This window comes from Pseudomonas sp. R37(2017) (genome assembly GCF_002113375.1).
Classification (GTDB): Bacteria; Pseudomonadota; Gammaproteobacteria; order Pseudomonadales; family Pseudomonadaceae; genus Aquipseudomonas.
Map to the genome: position 1 here is coordinate 325,796 of NZ_NEHO01000003.1, position 17,755 is coordinate 343,550.

Consider the following 17,755-nt stretch of genomic DNA (forward strand, 5'->3'; position numbering starts at 1 on the left):
TGGAGATTGTGAAATGGATTCTTTCAGGGATAAAAGCGCCGCACAGCAAGCCATACCCACCAGTCCAAACAAGCCGCGCTCGACCAAATGGCACCGCATGTACTTTTTTCTTGCGGGATTCGACGTGCTGGTTGTTGTGCTTAGCGTGCTATTGAATCACCTGATCGTCGATACCTATCACCGCTCCATCAAGGCAAACCAGTCGTGGGTCCAACAGCTGTCGAGCTATTCAACGCTGGGCAGCCTGGCTTCCACAGTCAATGCGCCGGGCAATAATGTGTTCGATACACATAATGTCGAAGCCGAATCGCGGAACATGGATGAAGCCTTGCGCGCCTTCAACGAGCATTTGGCAATGACCAAAAAGCAGTTGGAGGTACGGATCGCCAATGAGGCTGAACACAGTGCGGATATACAAGCCTTTACCCTCGCATTGAAGGATGAGGTGGGTGCAGTTGATGCCGCGATGGGCGAAATGGTGAACGAGGCCTTGCTGATCTTTTCCTACTTCAGGGGAGGGCAGTCGGATGATGCCGGCAAGCGCATGGCCACGATGGACAGGAAGTTTGCCCTGTTGCTCGCCTCCCTCAGTACCGTGCGGGATCGCGTTGGCCTGATTCAAAGCAAGCTCCTGGAGGAGGAGCTCGAGGCGGTCGAAGAGCTGCGCCGGGTCGAATACGCGATCATGGTGTTCGTGCTGCTGATGGTCAGTGCGGCCGTTATCTACGGGGGCAAGATCAGGCGCGAAATGGAGTCGCAAGCAGCCGAAAGGGAAGGTTATCTGGCAGTGCTGCGCGAAAGCGAGAAGCAGGCCCGCCAGCAGGCATCGCTGCTGGACAAGGCCCAGGACGCCATTGTCGTTCACGGGATGGATAACCGCATCCTGTACTGGAACAAAAGTGCCGAGCGTCTCTACGGTCTGTCCAAGGAAGAGGCACTCGGCAAATCGGCACAGGAATTGATCTACCAGGGTAGCGCCGCTTTCAATGCGGCCACCAACAGCCTGATAGAAACGGGTGACTGGGCGGACGAAGTGACACTTCGACGCCGGGATGGCTGCACCATCACGCTCGAAAGTCATCGAACCCTGGTGCGAGACGATGATGGCCAGCCGCAATCCGTTCTGTCGATCAATACTGACATCACTCACCGCAAGACCGCTGAGCAAGAGGTCCAGCGTTTGGCCTTCTACGATCAGTTGACCGGGCTGGCCAACAGGCGGCTCATGCTGGACCGGTTACAGCATCTGCTGGCGGGCAGCTCCCGCAGCCTGCATACGAGCGGGATAATTCTCATTGACCTGGATAACTTCAAGGCACTGAACGACACGCTGGGGCATGACAGAGGCGATATGTTGCTGCAGCAAGTCGCTCTGCGCCTTTGCGGCTGCATACGCGAGAGCGACACCGTGGCTCGCCTGGGCGGCGACGAATTCGTCGTCCTGCTCGATGGCCTTAATGAGAACCCTCCGGAAGCGGCTATCCAGGCCAAGGCTATCGGCGAAAAGATTCTCCATTCCCTGAACATTTCCTACCAGTTGGATGGATATGAGCACCACAGCACCCCCAGCCTCGGCATTGCGCTGTTCCAGGGGCAACTGAGCACAGTGGACGATATTATGAAGCGCGCCGACCTGGCGATGTATCGCGCCAAGGCAGCGGGCCGCAATACCATGCGCTTCTTCGATCCGGAAATGCAGGCGGTTGCCACGGCACGCGCCAGACTGGAAGTAGACTTGCGCCAAGGCTTGCAGGACAACGAATTCCTTCTTCATTACCAGCCGCAGGTGAATTGTGAGGGCCGTATCATTGGCGCAGAGGCCCTGATGAGATGGCAGAACCCTGAACGCGGAGTCGTGTTTCCAGGCGAGTTCATTCCATTGGCAGAGGAAACGGGGTTGATTCTGCCGTTAGGCCGTTGGGCGCTGCAGGCAGCCTGCACTCAACTGGTTGCCTGGGCAAAGCAATCGGAAACCGCCCGACTGGGCATGGCTGTGAATGTCAGCGCCCGCCAGTTTCACCATCCGGACTTCGTCGAGGAGGTACTGCAAGTACTGAGATACACGGGGGCCGACCCGAAGAAATTGAAACTGGAGCTGACCGAAGGCCTGCTGATAGAGGATATGGAAGGGACTGTCGCCAAAATGATCGAGCTGAAAGAGATCGGCATAGGCCTTTCGCTGGATGATTTCGGAACCGGCTACTCGTCACTGTCATACCTCAAGAGCCTACCGCTGGATCAACTCAAGATCGACCAGTCCTTCATCAGAGATGTGCTGGTTGACCCCAACGACGCCGCCATCGCCTGCGCGATTGTGAGCCTGAGCCGGATATTGGGGCTTTCGGTGATTGCCGAAGGTGTGGAGACAGAAGCTCAGCGCACCTTTCTGGTCAAGCATGGCTGCCAGACCTACCAGGGCTTTCTGTTTTCCCCGCCACTGCCAGCCGAACAATTCGAGGCGTATGTTCACGAAAGATTAATGGCGAGCACTGATCTCCGATCATAAGGCGTTCCTCAGGGATTGCAGGTTGGCGACCTGACGGCTGAATTCAACGCTGGAAATCCGTTGCTTCGGTGGTGGGCTCATGGCCTGGTTGATAACGCGTGTGGGGTGGCCGGTCAGGCGTGCGAGCACCAGCCATTGTTCTGCGACGCCGAGTCGTTCAAAGCCGGGATGGCGACGTCGCAAACGCCGCAGAATGTCCTGTTGCAAGGCTTGCAGCAGGTCGGTCTGACCATTGCGACGCATCAGGAAGTCAGCACTGGCGCGCAGGTGCTCCTGCAGTTGCCGGCGTGCTTTCGGTGCCGGTTCCAGCAAGGGACCCTGGCGCATGCCGAAGTGCCAGAAACCCAGGCCGATCAAGGCGAGCAACGCGACCAGCGCCTGGGGGAAGTAACGCAACAGCAACGTCGGCAGGCTGTCGTGATCGGTATTGAATATCAATGTCACTTGGGTCTCGGCGGTCAGGTACCAGAGCAACCAGGCGTTGTCGTATCGGTCGATGGCCGGGGTTTTCCACAAGTCGGCATCGGTGACCACGACGATCGAGCCGAGGCCGTAATCGAGTTGCATCATGTGCGTGGCCATGGCGCTGTTGGCCCAGGCCTGGGCCAGGTTGTTCGGGTCTTCGAGGTGGAAAGCGGTATCGAAACCGGCGTAGGCCGGGGCGTCTTCGTCTTCCAGATAAAGCTTGGTCAATTGCGGGTACGGATCTTCGCCGACATTGGGTGGCTGCTCCTTGAGGTCTTTGCTCAGGGATTGGCGCAGTTGTACCCGATCAAGCAGCAGGTCATCGCTATGGCCGAGTTTTTCATCCCACAACGACCCTGCAACGAACAGAAGCCGGCCGCCGGCCCGGGTCCAGTTCAGTACCTGGTCGATCTGTCGCGGGGACATGTTGGAGCGGTCCTCGAGCAACAGCAGGCTGTGCTGATGCGGGTCGAGACTGGGCAGGATTTCGAGGCCATTGGCGTGGTCGACATTCAGGCCTTGCTTGCGCAAAAAAAGCTCCGCCGCCAGATAAGGGTTGGCCCTGGCTTCGGGAGAGGGGCCTCGGTCGATTTTTTCCTGATAAGGCGTTGCCTTGAGGTACAGATAAACCCCCAGCGCCGCCACCAGCACGGCGAGCAGTGCAACGGTTATCGCTCCCCGGCGCCGGCTCAACGGATCGTCCCCGCGTCGAACAATACTCGCCAGCCATCACACAGTTGCTGTTGCACCTGTTCGGGCGGCAAACGGTGACCGTAGGCCATGTTTTGCCAGTGCCCGGTCAGGTTTTTGCTGTAGGCCAGCAAGGCCGGTTGCTGTAGCGACTCGACCCGTCGCAGCACTTGCCCTTCGGTGTCGGCCGCTTTGAGCGCGATGTTGAAATCGTGCAAAAGGCGGCTGAGCAAGGCGCGATAGAGCAAGCCGAGAGCTTCGCGCGGATCAGTCTGCCAGAGACTTTCAGCGCGGGCGGCAATGTCGGCGGGCAGGGATTCGGGCTTGAGGTCCAGGCCGAATGCCTGCCGAGGTAATGACGGGGTGGTTTTAACCTTGAGCGTCGGTTGTCGGCTGACGAACGCCTGCAACCAGTCGCGATAGCGCCAGATCAACAGGCCGATGCTGGCGATGACGATGCTCCACAGCGTGACTTCGATCAGTGTCGCCAGGGCTGCGAAGTCTTGCCCCGCAAACAGCTTCAACAGTGCCTTCCACCATGGCGATGTAGGAGCATCAGCACCCGGTTTTTCGTCGCCCAGGCGAAAGCGTGTCACCGTTTGCCGGTTCTTGAAGGGTGGCTGTTCGAGGATCTTCTTGATGCTGTCCCTGGAGGCCTGGCTGGTCAGGGGCTGGTTCAGCAGGCGCGGGCTGGCGAGTGAATTGGCCGGTTCGGCGGCCCATACACTGTGCGTGGCTGGCATCAGCGCAATCACGGCCACCAACAAGACAGTGCCTGTACTGACCAGGCGTTGGCGCATTCGGCGGAACACCAGTTCGATATCCCAGGCTTCAAGCACGGTGCGCCGGTTCAGGTAAAGGCTGAAGCCGCAGGCGACATAGACCGGCTCCCAGACCACCAGCACCAGTGCATAAAAGGCGTTGGTCAGGTGTTCCAGCCAGCGCCAGTCCTGTCTGGCGGCCGAGATCAGCGACTGCCAGCTCCAATCGAGCGCGACCTGTTGTGGCAGCAGCAGATAGAACAACACCATCAAGCCGATCCACAACACGCCTTCCAGGTGCGCGCCGATGATCGTCAGCCAGCGCGCGGCGCCCGCCTCTCGCTGCAGAAGCACCTGTAAACGTTGCTGGCGTTGCGCTCCGTCGAGGCCTTCGAGTTGCACCACCGGCATCACGAAACTGCGGTACAGGCTCAGGCGGCGCCAGGTCAGGCTGGCCAGCAACTGTGGTTTGAGCAGGCGTGGCCATTGCTGCAGGGCCTGCCTGAGCGTGGGTGTTTCACCGAACATGGCTTTGGACAGGATGTACAAGGGCAGGCGTTCGAACGCCGGCTTCAGCCACCAGAATATGAACACGGCGAGGGAGGGTGAATCCCAGAGCCCCCAACTGAGCAGCGCGAAAACGGGCAAAGTGATCATGGCCCAACTGGATATCAGCAGGCGTCGGTGGCGCTGGCTCAGGAGCACGCCGAGGTCCATGGCTTCCCAGGTCGAGCGCGGACGAATCACCACAGTGGCGTCACTCAGGCGCATGGCGGCGACGTCCGGCAAACATGAGATAGGTCACCATCAGCAACCAGAGCCCCGCGCCGACCAGGTACTTGGTCTGGTACGACGGGCCAGTCATGGATGACCAGTAGGCTTCGATAAACGCCGCAATCAACAGAAACAGCATGACCCCGAAGATCAGCTGCACGCTCTTGCGCGCCGCCAATCGCAAGGCCTCGGCCCGTGGCAGGCGTCCCGGGGCGATCAACGCCCAGCCCAGTTTCAGGCCGGCGGCACCGGCCAGGGCGATGGCACTGAGTTCGAAAGCGCCATGACCGATCACGAATGACCAAAAGGTTTGCCCGTAGCCGACGTAGGTCAGGTGACCGGCCACCGCACCCATCATCAGGCCGTTGAAGATCAGGAAAAACACGCTGCCCAAACCAAACAGCAGACCGGTGGCAAAGGTCTGAAAGGCAATGCCGATGTTGTGCATGATGTAGTAGCCGAACATCGCCCAATCCTCGCTGGCGGCCCGTTCCACCGTGCGCCCGAGATGGCCGGCAACGGGGTCGTACATGCTTTGCATTTCGCTGACCTGTTCGGCGGGGATCAGGTTGTAGACCAGGTCCGGATACAGGTACACCAGCAGCGCGAAACCGGCCAGGCTGGCAAAGAGCATCAGGCTGGCGGCGAGGACGAAATGCCATTGTTCGCGCACCAGTCGCGGAAAGTCGGCGAGGATGAATGCCAGCACATTGGCGCCCAAATGGCTGCGGTGACGATAGAGCTGCTGGTGTCCGCGCAGGACTTGTTGCTGCAAGGAGTCGATCAGAAAGCTGCTGTAGCCACGCTCCCGTGCCAGTGCCAACTGGTGGCAGAGGCGTCGGTAGTCCTTCGGGAAACTGTCGGCGCTGGTGGCTTTGCCGCCCCGTTCCAAACGATCGAGCAGGCCGGAGAAACGCTCCCATTCGGCCCTGTGCCGGCTTTCGAAAAGGCTTTGCTTCATGTCGACCCCAACAAGCCGCGGGCGATGCCGTTGAGCTCGTTCACAGCCTGCGGGGCCGGAACCTGCAAGGGTTGGGCGAGAATCGCGGCCAGCTCATCGGCCCGCGCCCGGGAGAGTTCAGCCTGACGCTCGGCAAACCCCAGGATCGCCCGTTGCTCGGTGAGTGTCAGGGCAAAGGGCGGGCGGCGGGGCTGGGCTTCGGGGAGTTCGGGGCGGCGGTGTGACCGTTCGTGGTGGATCACCAGGGTTCCTGCAGCGAGATCGCCGAGGCGCTTGAAGTGAGGGTGTTGCAGGCAACTGATGGCTCCGAGGAAGTAACCGAACGGCAGCAGGTCGACAACGCGCAACAGGTTGCGCAGCAGGGACGCCGACCAGCCGATGGGAGTGCCATCGTCATGCACCACCCGTAGTCCCATCCACAGCTTGCCCGGCGAGCGGCCATCGTTCAGCGCTTCGAACAGCACCATGTACCACCAGCTCACGACGAACAGCAGGATCGACCCGAGGCCGGCACCCAATTTGCCGAGCATCGCCAAGGCAATGAACAGCACGCCCAGGATCAGTCCGCGCACCCCCAGATCGAAGGAGAACGCCAGCGCACGGACCATCAATCCGGCCGGGCGCAGTGGCAGGTCGACGCCCTCTGGCGTTTCGACCTGGTACCGCGTATCCAGTGGCGGTGACAGCGGCGCATTCCCTGGCAGTGCTGTGGTCTCTGGCATGGGCAACCTGATGAATGTGGCCTGGATCGGGATTGTGTATCCATTCGATGCTAGCAGCCTATTCGAGGGGGTGGGGCAGGGGGAAACGACATAACGGTGAATAGCCAGGCGAGTCGCGCAAAGTGTTTGAATGACAAGACACTGGCCGGGACGGGAGGTGAACGCCTAGACTTTGCCGATCTTCAGTTCAGGAATTGCCCGTGACTTCCATCTTCTGGTACGACTACGAAACCACTGGCATCAATCCCCGTTGCGACCGTCCGTTGCAAATGGCCGGCCTGCGCACTGACTTCGACCTCAATGAAATCGACGAACCGGTCAATCTTTACTGCCGGCCCAGTGACGATATCCTGCCGCACCCGGCCGCCTGCGCGATCACTGGAATCACCCCCGCACAACTGCAGGCACAGGGCTTGAGCGAAGCCGACTTCATGACCCGGGTGCACGCCCAACTTGCTGCACCCGGTACCTGTGGCGCGGGGTACAACACCTTGCGTTTCGATGACGAGATGACCCGCTACAGCCTGTACCGAAACTTTTTCGACCCTTATGCGCGGGAGTGGCAGGGCGGCAACAGCCGCTGGGACCTGATCGACGTGGTGCGCGCCACCTATGCCTTGCGCCCCGATGGGCTGGTCTGGCCAACCGATGACGAGGGACGGGTCACGCTCAAGCTCGAACGCCTGACCGCTGCCAATGGCATCGATCATGGCAACGCCCACGAAGCGCTGTCGGACGTTCGCGCGACGATCGCCCTGGCGCGCCTGATACGGGAAAAACAGCCAAAGCTGTACGACTGGCTGTTTCAGCTGCGCAGCAAGCAAAAAGTCATGGACCAGATACGCCTGCTGCAACCGCTGGTGCATGTTTCCGGGCGCTTTTCGGCCGCGCGCAGCTATGTGGGTGTGGTGTTGCCGCTGGCCTGGCACCCGCGCAACAAGAACGCCCTGATTGCCTGTGACCTGCACCTCGATCCCCAGGGCCTGATCGATCTGGATGCCGAAAGCTTGCGCCAGCGCTTGTATACCCGCCGCGACGAACTGGCCGAAGGCGAGTTGCCGGTGCCGTTGAAGCTGATTCACATCAACAAGTGCCCGGTGGTGGCGCCGTTGTCGGTTCTTCGCCAGGAAGACCAGCAACGCCTGGGGCTGGATATGGCGTTATACCAGCAGCGGGCGTTGCGACTAAATGACGCGCAGAAAGTTTGGCGAGATAAAATCCTGGCGATTTATGCCCGTGAAGATTTTGCTCAGAGCCAGGATCCGGAACAACAGTTATACGATGGATTTATCGGTGATCGGGATCGGCGATTGTGTGAACAAGTCAGAACCGTGGACCCGCAGCAATTGGCGCAAGAGCAGTGGCCTTTCGATGACGAACGTTTGCCTCAATTGCTGTTTCGATACCGCGCACGCAACTTTCCCGAGACGTTGAATGCCGAGGAGCAAGAGCGCTGGCGAATATTCTGTCGGAAACGTTTGTCGGAACCCGAGTGGGGAGCGCCAAATACCCTTGAAAGTTTTGTAGACGCCGCGGCCCAGTTGAGCGTTAGTGCTACTCCGTTTCAGCAGGGTGTGCTCGCGCAGTGGCAGGATTATGTCCAGGGACTGCGCCAGCGTTTGTGTCTTTGAAATCGAACATACCGGGGCTTAAACGCCGCGCATAAAAAAACGCCAGCATTTGCTGGCGTTCTTTTTTTGTCACGGATCCATCTGCGACAAGCTCTGAGGCTTAGCCCAGCAGGGTCGCCCAGCCTTCCACGACGTCACCGCCCCACTTGGCCTTCCACTCTTTCAGAGTCTTGTGGTTGCCGCCTTTGGTTTCGATGACTTCGCCGTTGTGCGGGTTTTTGTATTGTTTAACTTTGCGGGCACGCTTGGTGCCGGTAGTTTTCACTGCACCGCCGCGTGGTGCCTTGGTTTTGGACTCTGGGTCCAGCAGCGCGATGATGTCACGCAGGGACTTGGAGTATTCACCCATCAGAGTGCGCAGTTTGCCTTCGAATTCCAGCTCGGTTTGCAGTTTGTCGTCTTGGGACAGGTTCTTCAAACGGGCTTGAAGCTCTTTGATAGCTTCTTCGGTGGCGCGATATTCGTTGATCAAGGACATGTGGACTACCTTATGTTGTGCGCTGGATGGCAGGTGACAGTGCGGCAATAATAGTCACGGTGTTTCATCAAGTAAACATTTAAGCCGACTTTATTTAATTGAATTGCTGTGTCTTTGGCGCGCATTGGGTAGTGCAGTTATTGTCTGTCGGATATACATAAATTAACAATTGACCGGCCCCGCTAGAGCAGCGGCTAACAAACACGGATGTTGTCCGACCGGCCGCGCCGACCTTCCGGCAGGGCGAATCGTCGACAATACTGCAGTTTTGCTGCGCAATCGCTAGAATGGCGGCCTTTGCGAAGTTCTGGAGTTCCCCCCTCATGCGCACTTTTCGTCTGGTGATTTCTTGCCCGGACCGTGTTGGCATCGTTGCCAAAGTCAGTAACTTTCTGGCATCACACAACGGCTGGATCACTGAAGCGAGCCATCACTCGGACAATCTCAGTGGCTGGTTCTTCATGCGTCACGAAATCCGTGCCGACTCCCTGCCATTTGGTATCGAAGCGTTTCGCGAAGCCTTTGCGCCGATCGCAGAAGAGTTCTCGATGGACTGGCGTATCACCGATACCGAACAAAAGAAACGCGTGGTCCTGATGGCCAGCCGCGAGTCGCACTGCCTGGCCGACTTGCTGCACCGTTGGCACAGCGATGAACTGGACTGCGAAATTTCCTGCGTCATTTCCAACCATGATGACTTGCGCAGCATGGTGGAGTGGCACGGCATTCCGTACTACCACGTCCCGGTCAATCCGCAGGACAAGCAGCCAGCCTTCACCGAGGTTTCGCGCCTGGTCAAACAGCACGATGCCGACGTGGTGGTGCTTGCCCGTTACATGCAAATCCTGCCGCCCGAGTTGTGCAGCGAATACGCTCACAAGGTGATCAACATTCACCACAGCTTCCTGCCCTCGTTCGTCGGCGCAAAGCCTTATCACCAGGCCTCGATGCGGGGCGTGAAGCTGATCGGCGCGACTTGCCACTACGTGACCGAAGAGCTGGATGCCGGCCCGATCATCGAGCAGGACGTGGTGCGCGTAAACCACGGCGACAGCATCGAAGACATGGTGCGTTTCGGCCGTGATGTCGAGAAAATGGTGCTGGCCCGTGGCCTGCGGTATCACCTGGAGGACCGGGTGCTGGTGCACGGCAATAAAACCGTCGTCTTCTGACAGACGTACCATGCGGTTGAAGTTCGAAGGGCCTGGGCGTTCAATCGCTTCAGGCCCTTCGCCGTTTCTGCACCGAGGACAAGACCATGGCCGATCCACTGGACAAAGCCACATCCAAGGCCCCCGCCACGCTGGGCGAGGGTTGCCTGAGTCGCTACGACCCGGATGACATGGGGCCGGAAACAGGTACGGAGTTCCCTGGCGCCGCGCAATTGTGGGAGCAGTTGCAGCAAGAGTCAGAGGACAAGCCCGAGTCTGCCTGAGCTTCATCAACTTCATCCACAGCGCTCGGCCCACCCCCACAAAATGCTCAAGCTGTGGGAGCGAGCCTGCTCGCGAAGGGGCCAGTTCCGTCGCTAGATCCGGAAGCTGCCCACCAACTGCTTCAACCGCGCCGCCTGCTGCTCAAGGTCCGAGCACGCGCGCAAGGTCGATTGCAGGTTTTCCACGCCTTCCTGGTTCAACGTGTTGATCTCGGTGATGTCGACGTTGATCGACTCCACCACGGCGGTCTGTTCCTCGGTCGCGGTGGCCACCGACTGGTTCATGCCGTCGATTTCACCGATACGCAGCGTTACGCTGTTCAGGCGCTCGCCTGCGAGGTTGGCGATTTCCACGCTGTCCTGGCTGTGGCGCTGACTGTCGCTCATGGTGCTGACCGATTCCCGGGCGCCGACTTGCAGCTCCTCGATCATGGTCTGTACCTGTTGTGCCGATTCCTGCGTGCGGTGTGCCAGGTTGCGCACCTCGTCCGCCACCACGGCAAAACCGCGACCGGCTTCACCGGCGCGGGCAGCTTCAATGGCGGCGTTGAGCGCCAGCAAGTTGGTTTGTTGGGAAATGCTGGTGATCACTTCGAGAATCTGCCCGATGTTCACCGTTTTACTGTTCAACGATTCGATGTTGGTACTCGATGCGCTGAGCATGCTCGACAGTTGATTCATCGCCACGATGCTGCGGTCCACCACTTGCTGACCGTCTTCGGCCAGGCTGCGGGCATCGCTTGCCTGGCTCGAAGCCTGGGCGGCGTTGCGGGCAATTTCCTGGGCAGCGGCGCCGAGTTGGTTGATGGCGGCTGCGACGCTGTTTGTGCGCGAGGCTTGCTGGTCGGAGTTGAACATCGACGAGTTGGAAGCGGCCACTACACGCAACGCCACTTCGTTCACTTGCCCGGTCGCCGAGGACACTTCGCGGATCGAACCATGAATGCGCTCCACGAAGCGGTTGAACGCGGTGCCGAGGGTGCCGAATTCATCGTTGTTCTGAATGGTCAGGCGCTTGGTCAGGTCGCCTTCGCCATCGGCGATGTCGGCCATGGCGCGGGTCATGACGTGCAACGGCTGGATCAGGATGCGAATCAACATGCCCAGCAGGGCGATGATGATTGCCACGGCAATGATGGTCGCAACCACAGCAGAGGCGCGGAATTCGCTGAGCATCGAGTAGGCTTTTTCTTTGTCGACCGACAGACCGATGTACCAGTTGACCGATGGCAGGCCCTTGATCGCGGTGAAGCTGACGATGCGGGTCTTGCCATCGACGTCCACTTCGCTGAAACCGTTGCCGATGCGCGGGGTATCTTTCGGATACGCCTCGCTCAGGGACTTCATCACCAGCGCTTTGTCCGGGTGAACCAGAATCTTGCCGTCGGCGCTGACCAGGAACGCGTAACCCATGCCATCGAAGTCGCGGGCGCTGAGGGTGTCGATCAGGGTTTGCAGGCTCAAGTCACCGCCCACCACACCCACGCTCTGGCCGGCCTTTTTCGAAGCCGTGGCCATGGAAATGATCGTTTGGCCGGTTGCCGCATCGACGTAGGGTTCGGTCAGGGTTGGCGTGCCGCTGCTTTCGGCGCCTTTGTACCAGGGGCGCACACGCGGATCGAAACCGTCCGGCATCTTTGCGTCCGGACGAATGGTGAAGTGCCCGGTGGCGTCACCCAGGTAGGACGCCATGAACGTCGACGTCAGGGCTTTCTGCTCAAGCAGGCTGGCGACATTGCTTTGTTCCGGGTTGATGGCGATGTTTTGCGAGAGGTTCTCGATCAACAAAATACGCCCGGTCAGCCAGGTCTGGATGTTGTTGGCGGTGACGTCGCCCATCTCGTTGAGATAGTTGTTGAGGTCTTCGCGGATGGCGTTGCGCTGTAGATAGTCGTTGTACAAGGTGAATGAGGCGAAGGCGGCAATCACAACGAGGGCGGCGGCAAGCAGGATTTTATGGCTGAAACGCAGATTTTTGTTCATGGCTTGGGGTTCCGCTAAGGTCTTAATGTCCAGCGCGTGCTTTTATAAAGCGGCGCACTACGGGCAAGGTTGAAAGCAAGTGAATTTTCCGACTCTCCTTAGGGAAATTTCCTACCAGATCGTGTCTGACTGCTTTGTCGTTATCTCTATCGGCCGTGTAGGACCAAAGATTAATCATGGGTGACCAAATGCCTGACTCACTGCAACTCGTTATCGGCGCCGACCTCAAAGGTCAGCCGATTGCCCAGGCCATGCGCCTGGCGAACCGCCACGGTTTGATCGCGGGTGCGACCGGCACCGGCAAAACCGTCACTTTGCAACGATTGGCCGAAGCGTTCAGTGATGCCGGCGTGGCGGTTTTCGCCGCCGACATCAAAGGTGACCTGTGCGGCCTCGGTGCCGCTGGCAACCCCCAGGGCAAGATCGCCGAGCGGATTGCCGGGATGCCCTGGCTCAACCACAAGCCTCAGGCTTATCCGGTGACGTTGTGGGACATACACGGTCAGTCCGGTCATCCTTTACGTACAACCTTGAGTGAAATGGGGCCGCTGCTGCTGGGCAGCCTGTTGGAACTGACCGACAGTCAGCAGTCGGCGCTGTATGCGGCGTTCAAGGTGGCGGACCGCGAAGGCCTGTTGTTGCTCGATCTCAAAGACCTGAAGGCGTTACTCAATCACCTGCGGGACAACCCCCAGTTGCTGGGCGACGATGCGGCATTGATGACCACCGGCTCCAGTCAGGCGCTGCTGCGACGCCTGGCGACCCTGGAGCAACAGGGGGCCGAAGCCTTGTTCGGCGAGCCGGCGCTGCAACTCGAAGACATCCTCCAACCCACTGCGGATGGCCGCGGACGCATTCATTTGCTCGATGCCAGCCGTCTGGTGCACGAAGCGCCGAAGGTCTACGCGACGTTCCTGCTGTGGCTGCTGGCCGAGTTGTTCGAGCAACTGCCGGAGCGTGGCGATGCCGATAAACCGCTGCTGGCGTTGTTCTTCGACGAGGCCCACTTGTTGTTCAACGGTACGCCCCAGGCATTGCGTGATCGTCTGGAACAAGTCGTGAGGCTGATTCGTTCGAAAGGCGTGGGCGTGTATTTCGTCACGCAATCGCCGGGTGACCTGCCGGACGATGTGCTGGCGCAACTGGGCTTGCGCATCCAGCATGGCTTGCGTGCGTTCACCGCCAAAGAACAGAAGTCCCTGCGCGCGGTGGCCGAAGGTTTCCGGCCGAATCCGGCGTTCGATACGTTGCCGGTATTGACCGAGCTCGGAATCGGCGAGGCGCTGGTCGGCACCTTGCAGGAAAAGGGCACGCCGGAAATGGTCCAGCGGGTGCTGGTGGCACCGCCGCAATCGCGGATCGGGCCTTTGACCGATACCGAGCGCAGCGCGCTGATTGCCGGGTCGCCGTTGCAGGGGCGGTATGACAAGCCGATTGACCGTGAGTCGGCCTATGAGGTGCTGGCGGGGCGCAAAGGCCTGGCGCCGACACCCGAAGCGGCACCGGGTAAGCCGGAAGCCGAGGAGCCAAGCTTCACCGAGCAGGCCGGTGAGTTTCTTGGGACCGTGGCAGGGAAGGCGCTGAAGTCGGCGATGCAACAGGCGGCGAACCAGATTGGCCGACAATTGGTGCGCGGCTTGATGGGCTCGTTATTGGGTGGCAGCAAACGCCGGTAGCGAGCGGAGACAATTTAACTGTGGGAGCGAGCCTGCTCGCGAATCGGTGTGTCAGGCAACATCATTGTTGAATGTCATGCCGCCTTCGCGAGCAGGCTCGCTCCCACAGAGGGCGCCTGTCAGGATTTTGATTTGGCGTGCGCCGCCAGTCGTTCCAGCGCCGCCCGCAGGTTCGGGTCGCTGATCCCGTCGGCCGTGGCCTGAATGGTTGCCGCAGCATCGTCCGACAGATCCATGGTGTGTCCGGCCGCGCCCCGCTGGACGGTAGGCGGCTGCACCTTGAACAGGATTCGCGTCAGGTTGGCAAATTCGTCGAACATTTGCAGTTGCCGTTGCAGGCGCTTCTGTTGGTAGCGCAGGCGGGTTGCCCAATGACCGTCGGTGACGATCAGCAACAAACTGCCTTCGCGCCAGGACGCCACGTGGCAATGCTCGCGGGCGGCGGGCTGCAATTGGCTCTCGAGCAAGCGTTGCAGATGGCCCAGGCGTTGAGCGTGGCCGAGAATGGCTTTCAGCGGCCTGGCTTCGCGTAATAGAACGGCAGGTACTTTGGCCGTAAGTGGGCGAAATGCCATGATCAGACACCTGAAGTAACAGAGACGCCATGGTAGCAGAAAGCGCCGGATGCGCCCGCCCATTGCTTTTGTGGGCGCTTTACCCATTAAATCAATAACTAACTTCTGCCTTGAACGGCTTGAAGTTGAGCAAAATGCCCCTATTTAAAGTGAGCCCCGTCAAAGCGCTGTGCCAGCATCGTGGAATTTCGCCACTTTCCTCACCACCGTTTCCGGGTAGAATGCTCGTTCGCATGCGGCCATGAGGGCTGCACGGGCGACTCACGGGGCCGCCCTCCATCCCTTTAGTGTGGAAGATCCTGCCGATATGTTTGCGCCTTTGTTAAAGAAACTTTTTGGAAGCAAGAACGAGCGTGAAGTCAAGCGCATGCTCAAGACGGTGCAACTCGTCAATGCCTTCGAAGAGCAAATGGTGGCCCTTTCGGACGATCAATTGCGTGCCAGGACGGATGAGTTCAAGGCCCGCATCGCCAAAGGGGAAACCCTCGACAAGCTGCTGCCGGAAGCCTTTGCGGTCGCCCGCGAAGCCGGTAAGCGCGTCATGGGTATGCGCCACTTCGATGTCCAGCTGATTGGCGGCATGACCTTGCATGAAGGCAAGATCGCTGAAATGCGCACCGGTGAAGGCAAGACCCTGGTGGGAACACTGGGCGTTTACCTCAATGCATTGTCCGGCAAGGGCGTGCACGTGGTGACGGTGAACGACTACCTGGCCCGCCGTGACGCCAACTGGATGCGCCCGCTGTATGAGTTCCTCGGCCTGACGGTCGGCATCGTCACGCCGTTCCAGCCGCCGGAAGAGAAGCGCGCCGCCTACGCCGCCGACATCACCTATGGCACCAACAACGAATTCGGTTTCGATTACCTGCGCGACAACATGGCGTTCAGCATGGAAGAAAAATTCCAGCGCGAACTCAATTTTGCCGTGATCGACGAAGTCGACTCCATTCTCATCGATGAAGCCCGTACGCCGCTGATCATTTCCGGTCAGGCCGAGGACAGCTCCAAGCTGTACATCGAGGTCAACAAGCTGATCCCGCAGCTCAAGCTGCACGTTGAAGAAGTCGAAGGCGAAGTGACCCAGGCCGGTCACTACACCGTCGATGAAAAGACCCGTCAGGTCGAACTCAACGAAGCCGGTCATCAGTTCGTCGAAGATGCACTGACCCGTCTCGGCCTGCTGGCCGAGGGCGAGAGCCTGTACTCGGCGCACAACCTGAGCCTGCTGACTCACGTCTACGCCGGCCTGCGCGCGCACAAGCTGTTCCATCGCAATGTCGAATACATCGTGCAGGACGGCCAGGTCGTCCTGGTCGACGAACACACCGGCCGTACCATGCCGGGTCGCCGTTTGTCCGAAGGCCTGCACCAGGCCATCGAAGCCAAGGAACAGCTGAACATCCAGGCCGAAAGCCAGACCCTGGCATCGACCACCTTCCAGAACTACTTCCGTCTGTACGAAAAACTGTCCGGCATGACCGGTACAGCCGACACCGAAGCGTTCGAATTCCATCAGATCTACAACCTGCCGGTCATCGTCATCCCGACCAACAAGCCGCTGGCACGTAAAGACTACAACGACCTGGTGTTCCTGACCGCCGACGAGAAATACGCGGCCATCGTCAATGACATCAAGGAAAGCATGGCGGCGGGCCGTCCGGTGCTGGTGGGTACTGCCACGATCGAGACCTCCGAGCACATGTCCAACCTTCTGGTGAAGGAAGGCATCGAGCACAAGGTCCTGAACGCCAAGTTCCACGAGAAAGAAGCCGAAATCATCGCCCAGGCCGGTCGCCCGGGTGCACTGACCATCGCCACCAACATGGCCGGTCGTGGTACCGACATCCTGTTGGGCGGTAACTGGGAAGTGGAAGTGGCTTCCCTGGAAAACCCGACCCCCGAGCAGATTGCCCAGATCAAGGCCGACTGGCAGAAGCGTCACCAGCAAGTGCTCGAATCGGGTGGTTTGCAGGTGATCGCGTCCGAGCGTCACGAGTCGCGCCGTATCGACAACCAGCTGCGTGGTCGTGCCGGTCGTCAGGGCGACGCCGGTTCCAGCCGTTTCTACCTGTCCCTGGAAGACAGCCTGATGCGCATCTTCGCCTCTGACCGGGTGAAGAACTTCATGAAGGCCCTGGGCATGCAGCCTGGCGAAGCGATCGAGCACCGCATGGTGACCAACGCCATCGAAAAGGCCCAGCGCAAGGTTGAAGGCCGCAACTTCGACATTCGCAAACAACTGCTCGAGTTCGACGACGTCAACAACGAACAGCGTAAAGTGATCTATCACATGCGTAACACGTTGCTGGCCGCCGACAACATCGGTGAGACCATCGCCGACTTCCGTCAGGACGTGCTCAACGCCACCGTCAGCGCACACATTCCTCCACAATCGCTGCCTGAGCAGTGGGACGTGGCCGGTCTGGAGGCAGCGCTGCAGAGCGATTTCGGTGTGACGCTGCCGATCCAGCAATGGCTCGACGAAGACGATCACCTGTACGAGGAAACCCTGCGCGAGAAGCTCATGAACGAGCTCGTCGCGGCGTACAACGAGAAAGAAGACCAGGCGGGCGCCGAAGCGCTGCGCACCTTCGAGAAGCAAATCGTTCTGCGTGTACTGGACGACCTGTGGAAAGACCACCTGTCGACCATGGACCACCTGCGCCACGGTATCCACCTGCGTGGCTATGCCCAGAAGAACCCGAAGCAGGAATACAAGCGCGAGTCGTTCACCCTGTTCTCCGAGTTGCTGGATTCGATCAAGCGCGATTCGATCCGTGTGCTGTCCCACGTTCAGGTTCGCCGCGAAGATCCGATCGAAGAAGAACAGCGCCTGCGCCAGGAAGCCGAGGCACTGGCCGCTCGCATGCAGTTCCTGCATGAGGAGGCTCCAGGCCTGGAGCAGCCGGAAGTGTTGGGCGAAGAGGTCGATGTGGCTCTCGCTGCCGCACCGGTTCGCAACGAGCAGAAGCTGGGTCGCAACGAGCTGTGCTACTGCGGTTCGGGCAAGAAATTCAAGCATTGTCACGGGCAGATCCAGTAAAACCCGTTTCAAACGCTGAAATACCCGCGCCGCGACCGGCTTTTGCCGTCGCGGC

General features: G+C 59.5%; 13 protein-coding genes. 6 read left to right on the top strand and 7 right to left on the bottom strand.

The genetic code is table 11. The features are described 5' to 3' along the window. Positions 1 to 13 precede the first annotated feature (13 nt). Entirely contained in the window at positions 14 to 2,506 is a 2,493-nt protein-coding gene (locus CAG47_RS07280; RefSeq protein WP_085724222.1) for a bifunctional diguanylate cyclase/phosphodiesterase, read from the top strand. Here the strand turns inward: CAG47_RS07280 and CAG47_RS07285 are convergent. The 4 genes from CAG47_RS07285 to CAG47_RS07300 are packed head-to-tail and all read right to left on the bottom strand — an operon-like array spanning position 2,501 to position 6,879. Then, positions 2,501 to 3,664 (bottom strand): DUF4350 domain-containing protein, encoded by a 1,164-nt coding sequence (locus CAG47_RS07285; protein WP_085724223.1) that lies wholly within the window; start codon positions 3,662 to 3,664, stop codon positions 2,501 to 2,503. The two genes, CAG47_RS07280 and CAG47_RS07285, sit on opposite strands and share 6 nt — an antisense overlap. Then, on the bottom strand, positions 3,661 to 5,193 hold the full coding sequence (locus CAG47_RS07290) for a DUF4129 domain-containing protein (protein ID WP_085724224.1): 1,533 nt from the start codon (positions 5,191 to 5,193) through the stop codon (positions 3,661 to 3,663). Before CAG47_RS07290 ends, CAG47_RS07285 begins: the two co-directional genes overlap by 4 nt. Beyond that, positions 5,180 to 6,157 (bottom strand): stage II sporulation protein M, encoded by a 978-nt coding sequence (locus CAG47_RS07295; protein ID WP_085724225.1) that lies wholly within the window; start codon positions 6,155 to 6,157, stop codon positions 5,180 to 5,182. The genes CAG47_RS07290 and CAG47_RS07295 overlap by 14 nt, the downstream gene beginning before the upstream one ends. Then, a complete protein-coding gene (locus CAG47_RS07300) occupies positions 6,154 to 6,879 on the bottom strand; it encodes an RDD family protein (protein ID WP_085724226.1) in 726 nt (241 codons plus the stop codon). Before CAG47_RS07300 ends, CAG47_RS07295 begins: the two co-directional genes overlap by 4 nt. A gap of 200 nt (positions 6,880 to 7,079) precedes the next feature. Here CAG47_RS07300 and sbcB point away from each other — a divergent pair, with 200 nt between their 5' ends. Beyond that, positions 7,080 to 8,510, top strand: a complete 1,431-nt coding sequence (sbcB, locus tag CAG47_RS07305; protein ID WP_085724227.1) for an exodeoxyribonuclease I — start codon at positions 7,080 to 7,082, stop codon at positions 8,508 to 8,510. A 100-nt stretch (positions 8,511 to 8,610) separates the two neighbouring features. Here sbcB and mvaT read toward each other — a convergent pair whose 3' ends face one another. Next, positions 8,611 to 8,988: a histone-like nucleoid-structuring protein MvaT gene (mvaT, locus tag CAG47_RS07310; protein WP_007933316.1), complete on the bottom strand. Its 378-nt coding sequence runs from the start codon at positions 8,986 to 8,988 to the stop codon at positions 8,611 to 8,613. 323 nt (positions 8,989 to 9,311) lie between these two features. On the opposite strand from mvaT, the gene purU reads away from it, so the two are divergent. Together purU and CAG47_RS28655 are read left to right on the top strand one after the other, a co-directional pair. Then, positions 9,312 to 10,160, top strand: a complete 849-nt coding sequence (gene purU, locus CAG47_RS07315) for a formyltetrahydrofolate deformylase (protein WP_085724228.1) — start codon at positions 9,312 to 9,314, stop codon at positions 10,158 to 10,160. Positions 10,161 to 10,246: 86 nt separating this feature from the next. Continuing rightward, positions 10,247 to 10,423, top strand: coding sequence for a hypothetical protein (locus CAG47_RS28655; protein WP_177408921.1), 177 nt, complete (start codon positions 10,247 to 10,249; stop codon positions 10,421 to 10,423). Between the two features lie 93 nt (positions 10,424 to 10,516). On the opposite strand, the gene CAG47_RS07320 is transcribed toward CAG47_RS28655, so the two are convergent. Next, the gene (locus tag CAG47_RS07320) at positions 10,517 to 12,406 is read right to left on the bottom strand and encodes a methyl-accepting chemotaxis protein (protein ID WP_085724229.1); all 1,890 of its coding nucleotides are present in this window, start codon (positions 12,404 to 12,406) and stop codon (positions 10,517 to 10,519) included. A 188-nt stretch (positions 12,407 to 12,594) separates the two neighbouring features. On the opposite strand from CAG47_RS07320, the gene CAG47_RS07325 reads away from it, so the two are divergent. Next, positions 12,595 to 14,082 (top strand): helicase HerA-like domain-containing protein, encoded by a 1,488-nt coding sequence (locus CAG47_RS07325; protein WP_085724346.1) that lies wholly within the window; start codon positions 12,595 to 12,597, stop codon positions 14,080 to 14,082. A 119-nt stretch (positions 14,083 to 14,201) separates the two neighbouring features. Here CAG47_RS07325 and CAG47_RS07330 read toward each other — a convergent pair whose 3' ends face one another. After that, positions 14,202 to 14,657: a DUF721 domain-containing protein gene (locus CAG47_RS07330; RefSeq protein ID WP_085724230.1), complete on the bottom strand. Its 456-nt coding sequence runs from the start codon at positions 14,655 to 14,657 to the stop codon at positions 14,202 to 14,204. A 307-nt stretch (positions 14,658 to 14,964) separates the two neighbouring features. On the opposite strand from CAG47_RS07330, the gene secA reads away from it, so the two are divergent. Next, on the top strand, positions 14,965 to 17,700 hold the full coding sequence (gene secA, locus CAG47_RS07335) for a preprotein translocase subunit SecA (protein WP_085724231.1): 2,736 nt from the start codon (positions 14,965 to 14,967) through the stop codon (positions 17,698 to 17,700). Positions 17,701 to 17,755 lie beyond the last annotated feature (55 nt).

Excerpts from the sequence above, each read along its gene's own strand:
- CAG47_RS07295 (WP_085724225.1), bottom strand. The coding sequence starts at position 6,157 with ATGAAGCAAAGCCTTTTCGAAAGCCGGCACAGGGCCGAATGGGAGCGT.
- purU (WP_085724228.1), top strand. The coding sequence starts at position 9,312 with ATGCGCACTTTTCGTCTGGTGATTTCTTGCCCGGACCGTGTTGGCATC.
- CAG47_RS07330 (WP_085724230.1), bottom strand. The coding sequence starts at position 14,657 with ATGGCATTTCGCCCACTTACGGCCAAAGTACCTGCCGTTCTATTACGC.
- CAG47_RS07325 (WP_085724346.1), top strand. The coding sequence starts at position 12,595 with ATGCCTGACTCACTGCAACTCGTTATCGGCGCCGACCTCAAAGGTCAG.
- CAG47_RS07300 (WP_085724226.1), bottom strand. The coding sequence starts at position 6,879 with ATGCCAGAGACCACAGCACTGCCAGGGAATGCGCCGCTGTCACCGCCA.
- mvaT (WP_007933316.1), bottom strand. The coding sequence starts at position 8,988 with ATGTCCTTGATCAACGAATATCGCGCCACCGAAGAAGCTATCAAAGAG.
- CAG47_RS07290 (WP_085724224.1), bottom strand. The coding sequence starts at position 5,193 with ATGCGCCTGAGTGACGCCACTGTGGTGATTCGTCCGCGCTCGACCTGG.
- secA (WP_085724231.1), top strand. The coding sequence starts at position 14,965 with ATGTTTGCGCCTTTGTTAAAGAAACTTTTTGGAAGCAAGAACGAGCGT.
- CAG47_RS07280 (WP_085724222.1), top strand. The coding sequence starts at position 14 with ATGGATTCTTTCAGGGATAAAAGCGCCGCACAGCAAGCCATACCCACC.
- CAG47_RS28655 (WP_177408921.1), top strand. The coding sequence starts at position 10,247 with ATGGCCGATCCACTGGACAAAGCCACATCCAAGGCCCCCGCCACGCTG.
- CAG47_RS07320 (WP_085724229.1), bottom strand. The coding sequence starts at position 12,406 with ATGAACAAAAATCTGCGTTTCAGCCATAAAATCCTGCTTGCCGCCGCC.